This window comes from Aerococcus viridans (assembly GCF_002083135.2).
Taxonomy (GTDB): Bacteria; Bacillota; Bacilli; order Lactobacillales; family Aerococcaceae; genus Aerococcus; species Aerococcus viridans_C.
This window is the reverse complement of the sequence record NZ_NBTM02000001.1, coordinates 673,011-687,977: the sequence shown is the minus strand read 5'-3', so window position 1 is coordinate 687,977 and position 14,967 is coordinate 673,011. Positions and strand designations below refer to the sequence as shown.

Here is a 14,967-nt window from a genome sequence, read left to right as displayed (position 1 = left end):
TCCCTCACATTCTATACTTTGCTAATTACAGTATATAGAAGACGATGGGATAGGCAAAGAATAAGTAAGGGATAAATGGCAGACCAGTCGGCGGGTTTACATTTTTTATTTTCACATAACAGATGTGACAGAGGGCTAGACCACTAGCAATCAACAGAAGATATGAGAAGGTTAAGGGACCGAGCATTAGAGCTAAGACTGCCAGTGTTTTAATGTCACCACCACCTATACCTTGATGAAGTAGGTGATTGCAGGTGATTAAAGTGGTGAGGACCAGCAAGGAAAAGGTAACATGGGTTAAGTATGCTAGGTTCGGGTGTCGGTAAAGATAATAAATAACAACTAATAATAATATGACTTGAAATCGGTCTGGTATGATTTGTAAAGCCAGATCGGCACTGGTCATAATGAGTAGGATGGCGAAAATCATGCAGAGAAGAATAGCCGTTTCAGTCGGGTGGTTTAGAAAAAACAAGAAGGAAAATATAGCGAAAAAGCCTTCACAGAATGGATAAATAAAAGGTATTGAGTGGTGGCAAGTCTGGCATTTACCTACTGATAGTCCGTAACCGATGATTGGTATCAAGGCTAAGGGTGAAAGCGTGACTTGGCAATTATCGCATTTGGAACGACCGTGGATAAAGGATTGTCCAAAGACTGTTCTTGAACCGACCACCATAAAAAACGAAGCAAGACTAGCAAAAAGGACCAATAAAATGCTATAATAAACAAACAATATCATTTTCAACCTCCATATGTTTTATATACGTATTTTTTCTGCCGATGTGCTAAAAAATGACGAAAAATAAAATTTTTATGGAAATTGTGTTGACAGTGTCTAAATCAGATGGTATTATTTAATAGTTGTCTTTGACAGATAACCAATTGAAATATTTACGGAGAATTAGCTCAGCTGGGAGAGCGTCTGCCTTACAAGCAGGATGTCGGGGGTTCGAGCCCCTCATTCTCCACCATGACTCGTTAGCTCAGTCGGTAGAGCAACTGACTTTTAATCAGTGGGTCGTAGGTTCGAATCCTACACGGGTCATATTCATTTTGAATAAAAAATATTTGCCGGCTTAGCTCAGTTGGTAGAGCATCTGATTTGTAATCAGAGGGTCGAGGGTTCAAGTCCTTTAGCCGGCATATATAGAAAAACTCCTTCATCGAAAGATGGAGGAGTTTTTTTGGGGTTCTATAATAAATAGTGTCAATGAGATTCAATATGAATTCTCACCAACACCATTTATTATAGAACCAGTATAAAGATGAAAATGAATAATGGAAAAGAGTATATAAAAAACCAGGCAATCTAAAAATTACCTGGCGATTAATACTCATCAGTCCTATTTGACGAAGAGCCCACTTTATTGCTTCAAACTGTCGACCTTATCTGTTTTTTCCCAAGCAAAATCTTGGTCATCTCGACCAAAATGGCCATATGCAGCAGTTTTACTGAAGATTGGTTGGCGTAGTGATAGCATGTCGATAATACCATTTGGTGTTAAATCGAAGTTATTGCGTACTAGGCCTACTAAATCAGTTTCTGATAATGCGCTAGTATTGAATGTATCAATTGAAATAGATACAGGTTCTGCAACCCCAATGGCATAGGCTAATTGGATTTCAACTTTACGCGCTAAGCCAGCTGCAACCAAGTTTTTAGCAATATAGCGAGCCGCATATGAAGCAGACCGGTCAACTTTAGTAGCATCTTTACCTGAGAAGGCCCCACCACCGTGGTGAGCAGATCCACCATAAGTGTCGACGATAATTTTACGACCAGTTAAACCTGAATCGGCTTCAGGACCACCGGATACAAACTTACCAGTTGGGTTGATGAAGTAACGCGTGTTTTCATCTAACCAGTTTTCAGGCATAGTTGGCTCAACAACGTGTTTAATCACGTCTTGGCGGATTTGGTCTAGTTCAATACCTTCAGTATGTTGTGTTGAAATGACGATGGTATCAATGCGTTGTGGTTGGTTGTTGTCATCATATTCGATGGTTACCTGAGTCTTACCATCTGGACCTAAGTAGTTTAATTCACCACTTTTACGGACTTCAGCTAGTCGACGAGATAGGCGGTGACTTAAAGCAATTGGCATTGGCATTAACTCTGGTGTCTCGTCCGTAGCGTAACCGAACATAATCCCTTGGTCTCCGGCACCAATCAACTTGTTGTCCACTTCACCCTTTTCCCGAGTCTCAATAGCATCATCTACACCTTGTGCGATGTCAGGTGATTGTTCATCTAGTGAAACCAATACGGCGATGGAGTCAGCGTCAAATCCGAATTTTCCATCACGATAACCAATTTCACGAACGGTATTGCGAACGATTTTTTGGATATCCACATATGCGCTAGTTGTTACCTCACCGAATACTAGGACAAGTCCTGTATTGACGGCAGTTTCGCAAGCGACACGAGCTTGTGGGTCTTGTGCAAGAATCGCGTCAAGAATGGCATCAGAAATTTGGTCAGCAACCTTATCTGGATGTCCTTCTGTGACTGATTCAGAAGTAAATAGTCGTTTATTCATGTTGTTTCCCCCAAAATATAAATTTTATGGTTACAAGGAATTTTTGCCTAAGCAAACCCTATCGGGAAGAATTTATTGTAACGTCCCCCATTATACATGATATGAAGGGAATAGTAACGGGAAAATGGCGGTATTTTCAATTTTCTGATAAGTTTTTATAGACTATTTTTAAGATTAAGATAACCCTGCATTAATTGCCTTACTATAGTTTCATTTACAAGAGGCTGGGACAAAACTACTTTTGCGAAAAAAGTAGTCCCACTTTCGTTTATTTTTATAAAGATATAGAAAAATACACTCCCACTACTGAACAAAAAAGTTCATAGTTTTGGGAGTGTATTTTTTTGAGAGACCTTTTGTCCCAGCCCCTCTTTTTGTTGATTTTACTAGGTTATCGTTTATGTTTTCTCTAAATAGATAGTATAATGTATTTTAAGAGAAAAGAGGTGATAAGATGCAGTTAACGAAAACGATTAAAGTGCAATTATACCCAAGTGCTAGTGATATTGAAAAGTTCGAAGAAACCCAACAACAGTTTTTAAACGCTTGTAATTTTGTTTCGACATATATCTTTGACCATGACTTTGAATTAGGTCAAACGACTTTGCACAACGCCTTGTATCATCAGATACGTCAGGATTTTGGGCTGCAATCGCAAATGGCCCAGTCCGTGATGCGTACGGTAATCGCGAGATATAAGACCGTGAAAACACAGTTTAAACAAAAACCTAAGCGTTATAAAGATATCCATACAGGTAAATATCATACGCTATATAAAGACCTTTACCATTTAACGAAACCCCTAGGGTTTAAGCAACCAGTAGCTGTGTTCGTACGTAATCGTAACTACGCTTATCACCAAAACAATACCTATTCACTGACGACCAATCAAGGACGAATTAAAGTGTCTTGTGATAAGCAACATATCGATTATCTTCAACAATTTAGCCAGAATGCTTACAAGTTCGGTCAAGCTGAATTACTCTGTCGTAAGGGTAAGTGGTTCTTACACGTGTCCGCAAGTAAAGAGATAGACAGCCCAGATGAAACTAATATTCAACGTATTGTAGGCATTGACCGTGGTTTAAGACAGATACTAACTATTGCGGATGATACAGCTCATACTACCTTCTATTCGGGTAAAAGCTTGATTAAGAAAAGACGGCGTTTTAAGAAATTGCGCCAGTCCTTACAAGCGAAGAACACCAAATCAAGTCGTAGACGCCTTAAAACAATTGAAAGACGAGAGAACCGCTGGATGAATGATGTGAACCATCAATTATCAAAGACACTCGTTGACCGATACGGGGCCAATACCTTGTTTGTGGTGGAAGATCTTACGAACGTTACTTTTAACACGACTCACCACCGTAAGCAAGATGCACGGTATGAACACCATTCTTGGCGATTCTTCGATTTTGAAGAAAAGTTAATGTACAAAGCTTTAGAAAGTGGTTCGCAAGTTTTAAAAGTATCCGCACAATTTACGTCCCAACGTTGTCCGAAATGCGAATCAATTGATAAAGCTAATAGACAACAAGGTAAGCACTTGTTTACTTGTCAGAATTGTGGGTATCAATCAAATGATGACCGTGTGGCAGCTATCAATATTCAAGAATTGGGTCACCGATATCTGTCGAGTGAGAAAAACCCGCGGTTTGAAAAAGTTGTGCCAATACAAAATTATTAAACGTAAAACAATATTCGGTAAGTGTCTACAGACCGCTTACTGATGGGGTGCCAGTCAACCATCCCTTAGTGTCTTTAAACGGTTGGAGATATTATATCGTTTGTACAACCACCATGTTTAGGACAAACTCTCTGTTTTAACAGAGAGTAGTTGATGTTATAATGTTCGAGATGATTAAATGTAGCAAGTTTAAGGAGGCAGCGATGAGTTACCAAGCATTATACCGCGTTTGGCGGCCGCAGACATTTGGAGATATTGTTGGCCAAGAGGCTGTTGCGCGTACGCTGCAAAATGCCATTCGAACTGGCAAAACGAGTCACGCTTACTTGTTTACGGGTCCAAGAGGTACTGGTAAGACGAGTGCGGCTAAAATTCTATCGAAAGCGATCAACTGTCCAAACCAGGTGGATGGGGAACCATGTAATGAATGTGAGATTTGCCGGGCCATTACGGACGGCACTTTGCCGGATGTGATTGAAATCGATGCAGCTTCTAACAACGGGGTTGAGGAGATTCGTGATATCCGTGATAAGGTTCGCTATGCGCCAACGGAAGCGCAATATAAGGTCTATATCATTGATGAGGTCCACATGCTTTCAACGGGTGCTTTCAATGCTTTATTAAAAACCTTAGAAGAACCGCCAGCTAATGTCATTTTTATATTAGCAACGACTGAGCCGCATAAGATACCTGCAACGATTATTTCAAGAACCCAACGTTTTGACTTTAAACGCATTTCACGTCAATCGATTGAAGACCGGATGGCTTTTATTTTAGACCAAGACGGGATTGAATTTGAGAACGGCGCTTTAGCTGTGATTGCCCGTGCGGCGAACGGTGGGATGCGGGATGCCTTATCCTTGTTAGACCAGGTGATTTCCTTTTCCGATGGGACTTTATCACTTGAAACGAGTCGTTTGGTAACGGGGGCCTTGTCTGAAGAGCAGTTGGTTGAATATACGGAGGCCTTAGCTAATGGACAAGTGACGGCAGCTTTAGACCACTTACATGCTTTAATGGCTGGTGGTCAAGATGCGGCGCGTTTTGTGGAAGAGCAGTTGGTTTTTGTGCGTGATTTAATGATTGCCAAGGAAACCAAGGCGGATACGGCTGAAATTGAAGATTTGACCCAACGTTATGACGAAGCCTTTTATAGTCTAGCGAAAACGATTGATGTGAATGTCTTGTATAAGATGATGAAAGTCTTCCGAGAAACACAGGCAGAAATTCGTTTTTCATTGCAACCAACGATCTATCTAGAGGTCGCGACGGTCCAGGTAGCCAGTCAAATCGGTGGTCAGGCGGCTGTTGGTCAAAGTGGTAACCAACAAGTGGTGGCTAACCAAGAAGGTGAACATGTCTTGCCAACGCAAGTGAGTCAAGCGTTAGCTGAATTGCAAGAACAAGTGGCAAATTTAACGGCACAGGTTCAAAATGGGAGCAAAGAGCCAGCTAAACCTGCACCAAGTAAGCCGGCTAAGCGGTCAGGGAATGCGACGGCCTTTACGCCAAATCTGACGAAGGTCTTCCAAGTCTTAAATCAAGCGACTAAGAAAGACTTGAATGATATTGCTAATTTATGGGAAGGTCTAATTGAGAGTCTACCAAGTATGCAGGCGGCCTTATTAAAGGCAACTTTCCCAGCGGCAGCATCACCAAATGCCTTCGTAGTTCGGTTTGATTATGAAATCTTGTGCAAGAAGGTGGATGACGATACGGAGACCCGTCAAGAAATTGAGCGGTTGCTATCTAATCAATTAGGTCATCCAACGAAGATGTACTATTTAACGAGCGACCAATGGCAGTCTGCCCGTCAAAGTTATGTCCAAGCCATGAAGAATGGCGAACTGGGCGACTTGGTGGGGAATGATGCAGTGGCTACTAAGGGGTCGGCAACGGATGCTGAGGCCTTTACCCAGGAAGATGAAGCGGTGGATGATGGGCTGGATGAGAACGGATTGAATGATGAAGAATCTCGTTTGCGTCAAGAGCAGATCGATCAAGCAACTTCACTATTTGGTAAGGATAATGTTACAATAATAGATGATTAGGTCATGGGGCTTGATGCCAAAATGACAATGAATATGTAAGTTAAAAAATATGAAAAGCTAAAAGGAGACGATAAAATGGCAGGCGGAATGGCAAATATGCAACAAATGATGCGTAAAATGCAAAAGATGCAACAAGAGATGGAGTCAGAACAAAAGAATCTTGAAACAAAAGAGTTTCAAGGGACTGAACCATCAGGCATGGTGAATGTGACGGTAACAGGTGACCGCCGTGTGAAAGCAATCAACATCAAACCGGATGCAGTCGATCCAGAAGACGTTGATATGTTACAGGACTTATTGATTGAAGCAGTCAACAACGGACTTGAAAAAGTAGACACTGAAACTGCAAACGTTATGGGTAAATATACAAAAGGTATCCCAGGACTATAGTCAAAACAAAGTTTATGGTTGACCATGAACAACCATTTTTTACCATGGGTAGGAGACTATCCATGGTATTTTTGATAAGATAGGGTATTACAGACAGGGACAGTTAGATTATGAGCATAGCTACCTAGTGTTGGTGTCTCATTTTGTCAGCGTGTTATCCTTTTATCAAAAAGGTTTAAAATGTAAGGAAAGTTAGATGCAGGGGTGTAGAGAATGCAATATCCAGAACCAATTGCCAAGTTAATCGATTCTTTTAGTAAGTTACCAGGGATTGGCGCAAAGACAGCGTCAAGGTTGGCCTTCTTCGTCTTGGACATGCCTGAGGCGGATGTACTTCAATTTGCGTCTTCCTTGGTAGATGCCAAGCGTGAGCTACGTTATTGCTCAGTTTGTGGGAATATTACCCAGTCTGATCCTTGCGAAATCTGTGCGGATGAAAACCGCGACCGGTCACGGATTTTAGTGGTGGAGCAGGTGCGTGATGTGGTGTCTATGGAACGAATGCGTGAGTATCACGGCCTCTACCATGTCTTGCACGGGGTCTTGTCACCAATGGAAGGGACTGGACCGGAAGATTTGAATATCCAACCTCTATTGACCCGTCTGCAAGATGACCAGATCAAGGAAGTGATTGTGGCGACCAATGCGACAGCTGAAGGGGAAGCGACCGCAACCTACCTGTCTCGTTTGATTAAACCTGCAGGCATTCAAGTATCGCGGATTGCTTATGGTTTATCTGTCGGCAGTGACATTGAGTATGCGGACGAGATGACCCTATTGCGTGCCCTTGAAGGCCGCCGTGACATCGATTAACTAGTCTATAACAGATTTTAAGGAGACCTCATGGATACACAAAAATTTTCTGGGAAATTTATTACTGTTGAAGGACCCGATGGCGCAGGCAAAACAACCCTTATTCAGGGACTGACACAAAAGCTTGAAGACAAGTTAGCTGTACCCTTAAAGCTGACGCGCGAGCCAGGTGGCGACCCGATTGCGGAAGATATCAGAGAAGTGATTTTAAGTCCGGAAAATGTGGCCCTAGATCCTAAAGCTGAAGCCCTTTTATACGCAGCTAGCCGTCGTCAACATTTAGTCCATACCGTACTGCCTGCACTTGAAGCTGGGCACATGGTCTTATGTGACCGGTTCGTCGACTCGTCAATTGCCTACCAAGGCTACGGTCGTGAAATTGGGGAAGAGGGGATTATTGCCATCAACCAATTCGCAACAGATGGCCGCCAACCCGACTTGACCTTGTATTTAGATATTACGGCTGAAGAGGGGATTCGCCGGATTCAAGCCAACCGCAGTCAGGCTGAACAAAACCGCCTGGACGTTGAAGCCATTGATTTCCATCAACGGGTTCATAAAGGGTATGGCGTCTTGAAAGACCGTTTTCCAGAACGGATTCAAGTTATTGATGCCACCCAAGACCCTGAAAGTATGCAGCGGGATGCCTTGGCTATTTTAGAAAGCCATTTCCCAACTTTATTTCGTTAATTCAGCTAAACATTCAAATCTTTAAAGCGCCTTAAAGCAATGGAAAGGAGTCCATCAATGGCACACGAACATTTTGATATCGCCAAGAAGCAAGCGGATTTAACCGCTATGATGGACCGGGTCCTCGTCAATAACCGCCTTGGCCACGCCTATATTTTTGAAGGCATGGTAGGTTCTGGTCAAGAAGATATGGCCCTATATTTAGCGGCCTATTTGAATTGCCTCAATCCAGCTGACAAGGGGATACCTTGCGGGACATGTAACCATTGTCGTCGGATATTGTCCGCTGACTATCCGGATGTTTTTCATATTCAACCGGACGGGAATACCATTAAAATTGACCAGACGAGAGATTTAAAAGAACGGTTGTCCATGTCCTCACTTGAAGGAGACAACCAAATTTTTATTATCCATGAAGCAGAGAAAATGACTGTCAATGCAGCCAACTCTTTGTTGAAGTTTATCGAGGAACCACATGAAAATGTCTATATTTTCCTCCTCACCAATAATAGGGACGCGATCCTGTCCACGATTGTGTCTCGTTGCCAGATGATTCATTTCCCCCAATTAAACAAGGTGGACTTACAAGTCCTATTTGAGGAAGCGGGGATTAAGCCAAGTATGGCGGCGACTCTGACTGCTTTAACAAATGATGTGGGTGAAGCGACGGCGTTGGCAGAGAATGAAGATTTCCAGCAACGACTCAACTGGTCCTTGCAGTGGGTGGATTTAATCGTGAAAAAGGACCCTCGTGGTCTAACCATGGTGGCGTCAGACTGGATGAAGGGTCCTAAGGGTAGGGCGGATATGATTCAGGCCCTAAATCTAGTGGCCTTTCATTTCCATGATTTATTATATTTACTCCTGCATGCAGATCAGGGACAAGACAATCAAGCACAATTGGTCTTCCCTAATGACTTTGGTAAATACCAAGGCATGCTGGCTAAGATTACGGTCGAAGAAGCAACAAAAGCCCTACATTTAGTAGGGCAAGCACAGCGGATGATTCAATCAAATGTGAGTGTACAGTCCGCTATGGAATATATGGTATTAGCCTACTGGAAGAAATAGACTTAAATCTTTATAAGACACCAATAGTACCAAAGATAGAGGTAGCTGCTAGTAAAGATAAGAACTTTTGTTTCATGATTTCGTCTCCTTTTTGTTAGAATATAGCAGAGTTATGGGAAAATTTTATTTATTGTCATATATTACAAAGGAGCAACAGCGTGAACATTGGTACAATATATAGAGATTTAAGAATGGAGCGAGGGTTAACCTTAAAGGATGCAACCACCGGGGAGATTTCTTATTCCCAACTCTCAAAATTCGAACGTGGTGAATCTAGTATCACAATTCATCATTTGGTGAACTTAGTTCATAATCTAGGTATATCCTTTTCAGAATTTATTGCTGCTATTGAGAAATTCGATAGTCCATATAAATTATATATTGAAGAAATTGATAGTGCTTATAAACAAGGCGATATTGCTGCATTGAAAGTGATTATACAAACCCATGAAAAATTGTACCTTGAAACCAACCAGGTATTGTTTAGATACAATGCCATTATGACGAAACTGTTACTAAATGATTTAACTGAGGTTGAGATTGCTGAAGCAGATAAGGTAGCCATTAGCGATTACATTTTGAATTGTTCAATCTGGACAACTTATGAAGTGATTTTATTAGGGAATTCCCTTAGAGGATTAACAATGCCTTTGCAAGACTTATTAGTCCATGAAATGGTTAAAAAACTGCCTACTCTACAAGACACAGACGCTATCAAAAGTCACTTGTTCAGCATTCTAATCAATGTATGCTTTGACCGTTTACGGTCAGGGCGGACTGAAGAAGTGAAAGATATCGTAGCTGAAGTCCAATCTGAACTTAGCACAAATGCTTATTATTTCAAAAATCGACTTTTATTTTTATATGGGATTATCAAAATTGTTGAAGGACAATCGGATGAAGGATTAAGTAAGTGTCATAAAGCCATCCAAGTTTTTGAACTATTTGACCCACCATTTGCTAAAATGCACCGAGATGAATTATCTTGCTATCAAACTATCCTTACTATTTCAGTATCAAATGATGGTAAAGATGGTGAGAGTTCAAGTTCGCATACATTATGATAAAAAGGCCGAGACGGTTAAGTCTCGGCCTTTTTATCATAATGTAAGGGCTATTTCTATAGGGCTAATCGTTTCTTCAAGGCTAAAGCTAGAGAAATGGCCGCTAAATTTTTAATGATATCAGTTGGTAGGAAAATAATCATACCTGACATAAGTGTTTGCATCCAAGTGATTGGTGAATCTAGTAAGAAATTCAGTGCCAAGTACATGTATGTTAAACCACATAAGAATATGATGACATTCATAATAATTGCACGCATGGTTAATACTTTCCAACCATTTTCAAGGGCTGGATTTTGACTGGCAAAAATCATGGCTACAATAAAGCCGATGATAAAACCAAAAGAAGGGCTGTAAATAAAGGCACCTTTAAACATAAATAAAAGAATGGCGTTTAATAGCATAGCAACTGCTGCATATTTTCTTGGTAGTAATAAACCTGTTAAAATAACCGCTAAGGTCTGTAGTGTGAAAGGAATTGCACCGAATGGTACAACAACATATGAAGCAATGAATGTAATTACGCTCATAAGTGCTGAAAGTACCCAGTAGTAAGTAGATGATTTTGTCATATTGTTCTCCTTTTTATTGAGTCAACCGTATTTTATTTACGGTTGACCATTTATTTTATACATGGATGTGTGCTAAATGATCACACATCCAAAAGTTGTTGCTATAGTTAAGTTTCAGTACGCTTTTGGTCGGCGAATTGCTGACTAGAGAAAGACACTTCGCCAGATACAAGGGTTCGTACTTTACCTTCAGGTGTTTCAATTGAAAGATGACCAAGTTCTGTTACACCAAGGATTTTACCACGGTAGTTTTCGTGGTTTTCTGTATAGTTAACCCATTGGTTTTTACCTAATAAGTGACTGCGGTAATAGTCCAAGAAAGCCAGACTAGATAAATCATCATAGTAGGATTTAAATTTAATTACAAAGTTTGTAATTAAATCGTTCGTATTAAATGTTCTTGGTAATTGTGATCCAAATAAGGTACCTGCAACGGATTGATTTTCTGCATTTTCTTTGGCAAAGTCACCCGCAAGGTTAGACCCAATCCCTAGTACCAAATGTGAAATGGTCTGACTTTCCATATCAAAGGTTGCTTCAGTTAGGATACCGACAACCTTTTTCCCTTGATAAAATAGGTCATTCACCCACTTAATCATGACATCATCAGATAAATAGCTAGATAATGTTTCTGCATAGGCTGAAGCAGAAGCTATGGTCATTGAAGCGACCAGGTCATTATTGACACCACTTGGAGGCGTCATCACTAATGAAAAGTAAAGTCCTTGGCTAAGAGATGAATAAAAAGTACGACCGCGACGGCCACGTCCAACTGTTTGCTTACTCGAAATAAAGAGGGCAGGCTGGTTAGGGTGATCTGCTGCATGTTTACGGCCAAGGTCATTGGTTGACGAGGTAGATTCTTGGTAGTAAACCTTTAACTCTGGCCAAACGTTTTGTAAGCCATGGCTAATTTGGCTAGGATCAATGGCATGGTTTAGGTTTTCTAAGGCATAGCCATTTTTAGGGTGACGGATAATTTCATATCCTTCAGTTTCTAGTTGCTTCACAGCTTTCCAAACAGCGTTGCGACTGACTTGGAAGTGGTCGGCTAATTCTGGTCCAGTATGAAAATGTCCAGGATGGTCTAATAGGTAGGCCAATAACTTTGCTTTAACTGTCATGACATGTGTCCTTTCTTTTTATACAAGCATTAGATTAGCAAGTTAATTATATATTGTCAACTGATTTTTAAATACGGGTGACGAACTATACTTAAACGTAGAATAAAAACCCTTTATTCATGTATTTTCGACGCTAGTGAATCAAAAGATTTAACACGTTTAAAGGGTTTTTGTAATACTTCTTTTATTCATCTTCAAATGCTTCGAATTCATCAAAGTCATCAAAAGAAGCATTTTCAAGCATATAAGCAACTGGGTCAGCTTGGTAAGTTTGGATGTCTTCAATGATGGGGGCTTCGATTTTTCGATTTAGCCCAATTTGCATACCCTGGTCTTGGTAGCCTTGTTTTACATACATGTCATAAGGGGTATCGTCAGCATCAGCAGACAGGATAACCATTTTACCTTCAGCTAGGGCTTTATCACATACCCATTGTTGGAAGAGTGAACCGATTCCTTGACGCTGGTAATCGTCTAAAACTTGGAAATTATCAATTTCATAGGCGTGTGCTAGGCGGATGATGTCTGTAATAGCGACTAATTTGTCATCGATATAGACAGCTAGCGCAGTAGTATTATTTTCCGCTAAAAACCATGGGTAATAATTTAACTTTTGTGTTGCAAATTGGCCTGAGTCATCAATCGCTTTATCAAAGACTTGGTTGAAATTAAAGTAGTCTTGTTCAATAGAAGGATCTACTTCTTTTAAGACGAGACGGTCGCCGTAGGTATCTTTGGCTTTTGTTGTAGCTTTGAAGTCAGAGGGATCTAGCACCATCAACTTGGTTAGGGAAATTTCATAGCCCACTTCACCGATTGAAGCGAATAGGTCCGGGGCTAGTGGTTGATTCATAGGTAGTACGAAGCTGTAGTAGGCGAGGTTTAAGTCATAAGCGTAATCTAGAAAATTGTCTTCTAGAATATCTAATTCTTCGGCTGTAGGGACGAAATCTAGGACGATTTTGTTGTTACTATACATGCTAGGGACCTTGCGATTACCAATGAAATAGTATAATTCGGTTTCATCGTAGGTATCAGCTAGGGTAAACATATTGTCAAAGGTAAATGCTTGCATGAGTGTGCTCCGTTCCTTGCGTAAAATTTTGTCTATATTATTGTTCCTATTTTAGCACAGCTTAGACTAATCGTTTAGGAAAATAAATCGTGCTGGTTAGGTATAACTTGCTAGCTCCTCAGTGAAAATATGATTTACTTGAGTTGGATTTAGCGTAATTACTAATCAAAAACCGAACAGGTGTGCTATAATTGACGCTAGTTGAAAATGAAGTTTTCATTTAGGTTAGCCACATCATGTGGTATCATGGAGAGTGAAAAAAGCGTAGATATTGCGTTTTAACTGAAATGATTCGATAGCCAAATAGGCTTTGGCTAAACAGGTATAGGATGACTAGTAGAAAGTAGGTGTGGGAACGTGGATGAACATCATGTAGCAGAAGAAATTACTGCATTGAAGAGTGATTTGCAGGGGATGATTGAAAAAATTGATGCTATCAATGAGGAATGGGACAAATTATTGATTTCTTCCCATAACTTGAAAATGGAAAATTTTTATTTACGTGAACGGGTACAAGAGTTAACGGAATTAAACGATAGTTTATCGCAAAATACTGCGAAAACAGATGAACCTGCTGACGAGGATACGCCACAGGTGATGTCAAAAGCCCGTCAAAATCTTATGAATATCTACGAAGATGGCTTCCATATTTGCAATATTTCCTACGGCCAACGCCGTGGAAATGACGAGCAGTGCATGTTCTGTTTAGATATTCTGTATGGTGAGCGTGCTGGTGAGGGGAATCAAGGCTAATGGAGACACCCTTATTACAAGCAGGCGAACGGTTGGATGCCCTAATTCCGCAAAATCTTGAAATTATTCAAAGTGACCTGACCTTCTCCTTTTCAGTAGACGCAATTTTATTGGCGCATTTTGCCCAGGTGTCTTCGAGCCGGGTGAAACAGGTCATTGATTTTTGTTCGGGTAATGGGGTGATTCCTTTATTACTGTCGGCTAAAACGAGTGATAAAACCCAGATTCATGGGATTGAAATTCAACCTCAAGTAGCAGACATGGCCAAGCGATCGATGGTACATAATGACTTGGCGGACAAAATTACGGTTCACCAGATGGATTTAAAAGCTGTCCGTGATGCCTTTAAAAAGGATTCTGTGGATGTAGTGACTTGTAATCCACCATATTTTAAAAAATATGATGAATCTAAGGTCAATTTATTAGATGCGAAAACCTTAGCGCGTCATGAAGTGGCCATGACAGCGGAAGATATTTTCCAGCAGGCTCAGTTTGTCCTACGTAACCGTGGTAAATTATATATTGTCCATAGACCTGAGCGGTTGAGTGAGTTGATTGTTTTAGGTAACCAATACCATTTAACTTTGAAGCGGCTGCAGTTTATCTATCCTAAACCAGGTAAAGAAGCGAAAACTATTTTGCTCGAATTCATGAAAGATGGTCACGATAAAGGATTGCGGGTCTTGCCACCTTTCTATACCCAAACCGTTTCAGATGAATATACACCGGAGATGAGACAGTTAATTTATGGCGAATAAGTCAGAAAAATGGCACTACTTCTATGTGCTAGCCTGTTCAGATAATACCTTGTATACGGGTTATACGACTGATCCTGATCGTCGGGAAATGGTGCATAACCAAGGTAAGGGGGCTAAGTATACTCAGGCAGCTGGGCGTCGGCCAGTTCATATGGTTTACAGCAAGCCTTTTACCTCCAAGTCGCGGGCCATGTCAGCGGAGTATCGGTTTAAACAGTTGACCCGGCGTCAAAAGGAGGCCTTCCTTAGTGATAAGGGGGTCAAGCGGGTTTGGCCACCGAGTGCGTGGGTGGACCGGGTGGCTGACAGCGTGGAGAGTGGTTTACCCTTTTTGCCGGACAAAGAAAAAACAGTTAAAGATGAGGAGTGAGGG

At 41.0% G+C, this 14,967-nt stretch carries 15 protein-coding genes, 3 tRNA genes and 1 riboswitch; of the genes, 13 read left to right on the top strand and 5 right to left on the bottom strand.

The window, feature by feature from the left end; translation table 11 throughout:
- Nucleotides 1–25: 25 nt before the first annotated feature.
- Nucleotides 26–742, bottom strand: a complete 717-nt coding sequence (locus A6J77_RS03460; protein ID WP_083068239.1) for a prepilin peptidase — start codon at nt 740–742, stop codon at nt 26–28.
- Between the two features lie 156 nt (nt 743–898).
- Here A6J77_RS03460 and A6J77_RS03455 point away from each other — a divergent pair.
- The 3 genes from A6J77_RS03455 to A6J77_RS03445 all read left to right on the top strand — a co-directional run bounded on the left by A6J77_RS03455 (nt 899) and on the right by A6J77_RS03445 (nt 1,146).
- A tRNA-Val gene (locus tag A6J77_RS03455) sits at nt 899–974 on the top strand.
- A 1-nt stretch (nt 975) separates the two neighbouring features.
- A tRNA-Lys gene (locus A6J77_RS03450) sits at nt 976–1,048 on the top strand.
- Between the two features lie 25 nt (nt 1,049–1,073).
- Nucleotides 1,074–1,146 (top strand) — tRNA-Thr (locus tag A6J77_RS03445).
- Between the two features lie 221 nt (nt 1,147–1,367).
- Here the strand turns inward: A6J77_RS03445 and metK are convergent.
- Complete coding sequence (gene metK, locus A6J77_RS03440; RefSeq protein WP_083068237.1) at nt 1,368–2,543, bottom strand: methionine adenosyltransferase; 1,176 nt, start codon at nt 2,541–2,543, stop codon at nt 1,368–1,370.
- Nucleotides 2,541–2,629, bottom strand: a riboswitch (SMK box riboswitch). Its footprint overlaps the gene before it by 3 nt.
- A 368-nt stretch (nt 2,630–2,997) precedes the next feature.
- On the opposite strand from metK, the gene A6J77_RS03435 reads away from it, so the two are divergent.
- The 7 genes from A6J77_RS03435 to A6J77_RS03405 all read left to right on the top strand — a co-directional run bounded on the left by A6J77_RS03435 (nt 2,998) and on the right by A6J77_RS03405 (nt 10,312).
- Nucleotides 2,998–4,233 carry an RNA-guided endonuclease TnpB family protein gene (locus A6J77_RS03435; RefSeq protein WP_083068235.1) on the top strand — a complete coding sequence of 412 codons (1,236 nt, stop codon included), beginning with the start codon at nt 2,998–3,000 and terminating at the stop codon, nt 4,231–4,233.
- A 203-nt stretch (nt 4,234–4,436) separates the two neighbouring features.
- A complete protein-coding gene (gene dnaX / locus A6J77_RS03430; protein ID WP_083068233.1) occupies nt 4,437–6,284 on the top strand; it encodes a DNA polymerase III subunit gamma/tau in 1,848 nt (615 codons plus the stop codon).
- A gap of 75 nt (nt 6,285–6,359) precedes the next feature.
- A complete protein-coding gene (locus A6J77_RS03425; protein WP_083068226.1) occupies nt 6,360–6,674 on the top strand; it encodes a YbaB/EbfC family nucleoid-associated protein in 315 nt (104 codons plus the stop codon).
- 213 nt (nt 6,675–6,887) lie between these two features.
- A complete protein-coding gene (gene recR, locus A6J77_RS03420; RefSeq protein WP_003141630.1) occupies nt 6,888–7,487 on the top strand; it encodes a recombination mediator RecR in 600 nt (199 codons plus the stop codon).
- 30 nt (nt 7,488–7,517) lie between these two features.
- Nucleotides 7,518–8,177, top strand: a complete 660-nt coding sequence (gene tmk, locus A6J77_RS03415; protein WP_083068224.1) for a dTMP kinase — start codon at nt 7,518–7,520, stop codon at nt 8,175–8,177.
- Between the two features lie 57 nt (nt 8,178–8,234).
- On the top strand, nt 8,235–9,248 hold the full coding sequence (holB, locus tag A6J77_RS03410) for a DNA polymerase III subunit delta' (protein WP_083068222.1): 1,014 nt from the start codon (nt 8,235–8,237) through the stop codon (nt 9,246–9,248).
- Between the two features lie 158 nt (nt 9,249–9,406).
- Complete coding sequence (locus A6J77_RS03405; protein WP_083068220.1) at nt 9,407–10,312, top strand: helix-turn-helix domain-containing protein; 906 nt, start codon at nt 9,407–9,409, stop codon at nt 10,310–10,312.
- A 56-nt stretch (nt 10,313–10,368) separates the two neighbouring features.
- Here A6J77_RS03405 and A6J77_RS03400 read toward each other — a convergent pair whose 3' ends face one another.
- The 3 genes from A6J77_RS03400 to A6J77_RS03390 form a co-directional block, all read right to left on the bottom strand.
- Nucleotides 10,369–10,884, bottom strand: coding sequence for a biotin transporter BioY (locus A6J77_RS03400; protein WP_083068219.1), 516 nt, complete (start codon nt 10,882–10,884; stop codon nt 10,369–10,371).
- Nucleotides 10,885–10,991: 107 nt separating this feature from the next.
- A complete protein-coding gene (locus A6J77_RS03395; protein WP_083068217.1) occupies nt 10,992–12,008 on the bottom strand; it encodes a biotin--[acetyl-CoA-carboxylase] ligase in 1,017 nt (338 codons plus the stop codon).
- Between the two features lie 184 nt (nt 12,009–12,192).
- On the bottom strand, nt 12,193–13,083 hold the full coding sequence (locus A6J77_RS03390; RefSeq protein ID WP_083068210.1) for a GNAT family N-acetyltransferase: 891 nt from the start codon (nt 13,081–13,083) through the stop codon (nt 12,193–12,195).
- Between the two features lie 357 nt (nt 13,084–13,440).
- Here A6J77_RS03390 and A6J77_RS03385 point away from each other — a divergent pair, with 357 nt between their 5' ends.
- Genes A6J77_RS03385 through A6J77_RS03375 form a run of 3 tightly spaced genes read left to right on the top strand, consistent with a single transcriptional unit; the run spans nt 13,441 to nt 14,964 of the window.
- A complete protein-coding gene (locus A6J77_RS03385; RefSeq protein WP_016897868.1) occupies nt 13,441–13,836 on the top strand; it encodes an initiation-control protein YabA in 396 nt (131 codons plus the stop codon).
- Nucleotides 13,836–14,594 carry a tRNA1(Val) (adenine(37)-N6)-methyltransferase gene (locus tag A6J77_RS03380; RefSeq protein WP_026465672.1) on the top strand — a complete coding sequence of 253 codons (759 nt, stop codon included), beginning with the start codon at nt 13,836–13,838 and terminating at the stop codon, nt 14,592–14,594. Before A6J77_RS03385 ends, A6J77_RS03380 begins: the two co-directional genes overlap by 1 nt.
- Nucleotides 14,584–14,964: a GIY-YIG nuclease family protein gene (locus tag A6J77_RS03375; RefSeq protein ID WP_083068208.1), complete on the top strand. Its 381-nt coding sequence runs from the start codon at nt 14,584–14,586 to the stop codon at nt 14,962–14,964. The genes A6J77_RS03380 and A6J77_RS03375 overlap by 11 nt, the downstream gene beginning before the upstream one ends.
- Nucleotides 14,965–14,967: the final 3 nt, after the last annotated feature.

What these genes read in the sequence shown, in the direction of transcription:
- A6J77_RS03435 (WP_083068235.1), top strand. Translation starts at nt 2,998, where the DNA reads ATGCAGTTAACGAAAACGATTAAAGTGCAATTATACCCAAGTGCTAGT.
- recR (WP_003141630.1), top strand. Translation starts at nt 6,888, where the DNA reads ATGCAATATCCAGAACCAATTGCCAAGTTAATCGATTCTTTTAGTAAG.
- dnaX (WP_083068233.1), top strand. Translation starts at nt 4,437, where the DNA reads ATGAGTTACCAAGCATTATACCGCGTTTGGCGGCCGCAGACATTTGGA.
- holB (WP_083068222.1), top strand. Translation starts at nt 8,235, where the DNA reads ATGGCACACGAACATTTTGATATCGCCAAGAAGCAAGCGGATTTAACC.
- metK (WP_083068237.1), bottom strand. Translation starts at nt 2,543, where the DNA reads ATGAATAAACGACTATTTACTTCTGAATCAGTCACAGAAGGACATCCA.
- A6J77_RS03400 (WP_083068219.1), bottom strand. Translation starts at nt 10,884, where the DNA reads ATGACAAAATCATCTACTTACTACTGGGTACTTTCAGCACTTATGAGC.
- tmk (WP_083068224.1), top strand. Translation starts at nt 7,518, where the DNA reads ATGGATACACAAAAATTTTCTGGGAAATTTATTACTGTTGAAGGACCC.
- A6J77_RS03380 (WP_026465672.1), top strand. Translation starts at nt 13,836, where the DNA reads ATGGAGACACCCTTATTACAAGCAGGCGAACGGTTGGATGCCCTAATT.
- A6J77_RS03390 (WP_083068210.1), bottom strand. Translation starts at nt 13,083, where the DNA reads ATGCAAGCATTTACCTTTGACAATATGTTTACCCTAGCTGATACCTAC.
- A6J77_RS03395 (WP_083068217.1), bottom strand. Translation starts at nt 12,008, where the DNA reads ATGACAGTTAAAGCAAAGTTATTGGCCTACCTATTAGACCATCCTGGA.
- A6J77_RS03460 (WP_083068239.1), bottom strand. Translation starts at nt 742, where the DNA reads ATGATATTGTTTGTTTATTATAGCATTTTATTGGTCCTTTTTGCTAGT.
- A6J77_RS03425 (WP_083068226.1), top strand. Translation starts at nt 6,360, where the DNA reads ATGGCAGGCGGAATGGCAAATATGCAACAAATGATGCGTAAAATGCAA.
- A6J77_RS03375 (WP_083068208.1), top strand. Translation starts at nt 14,584, where the DNA reads ATGGCGAATAAGTCAGAAAAATGGCACTACTTCTATGTGCTAGCCTGT.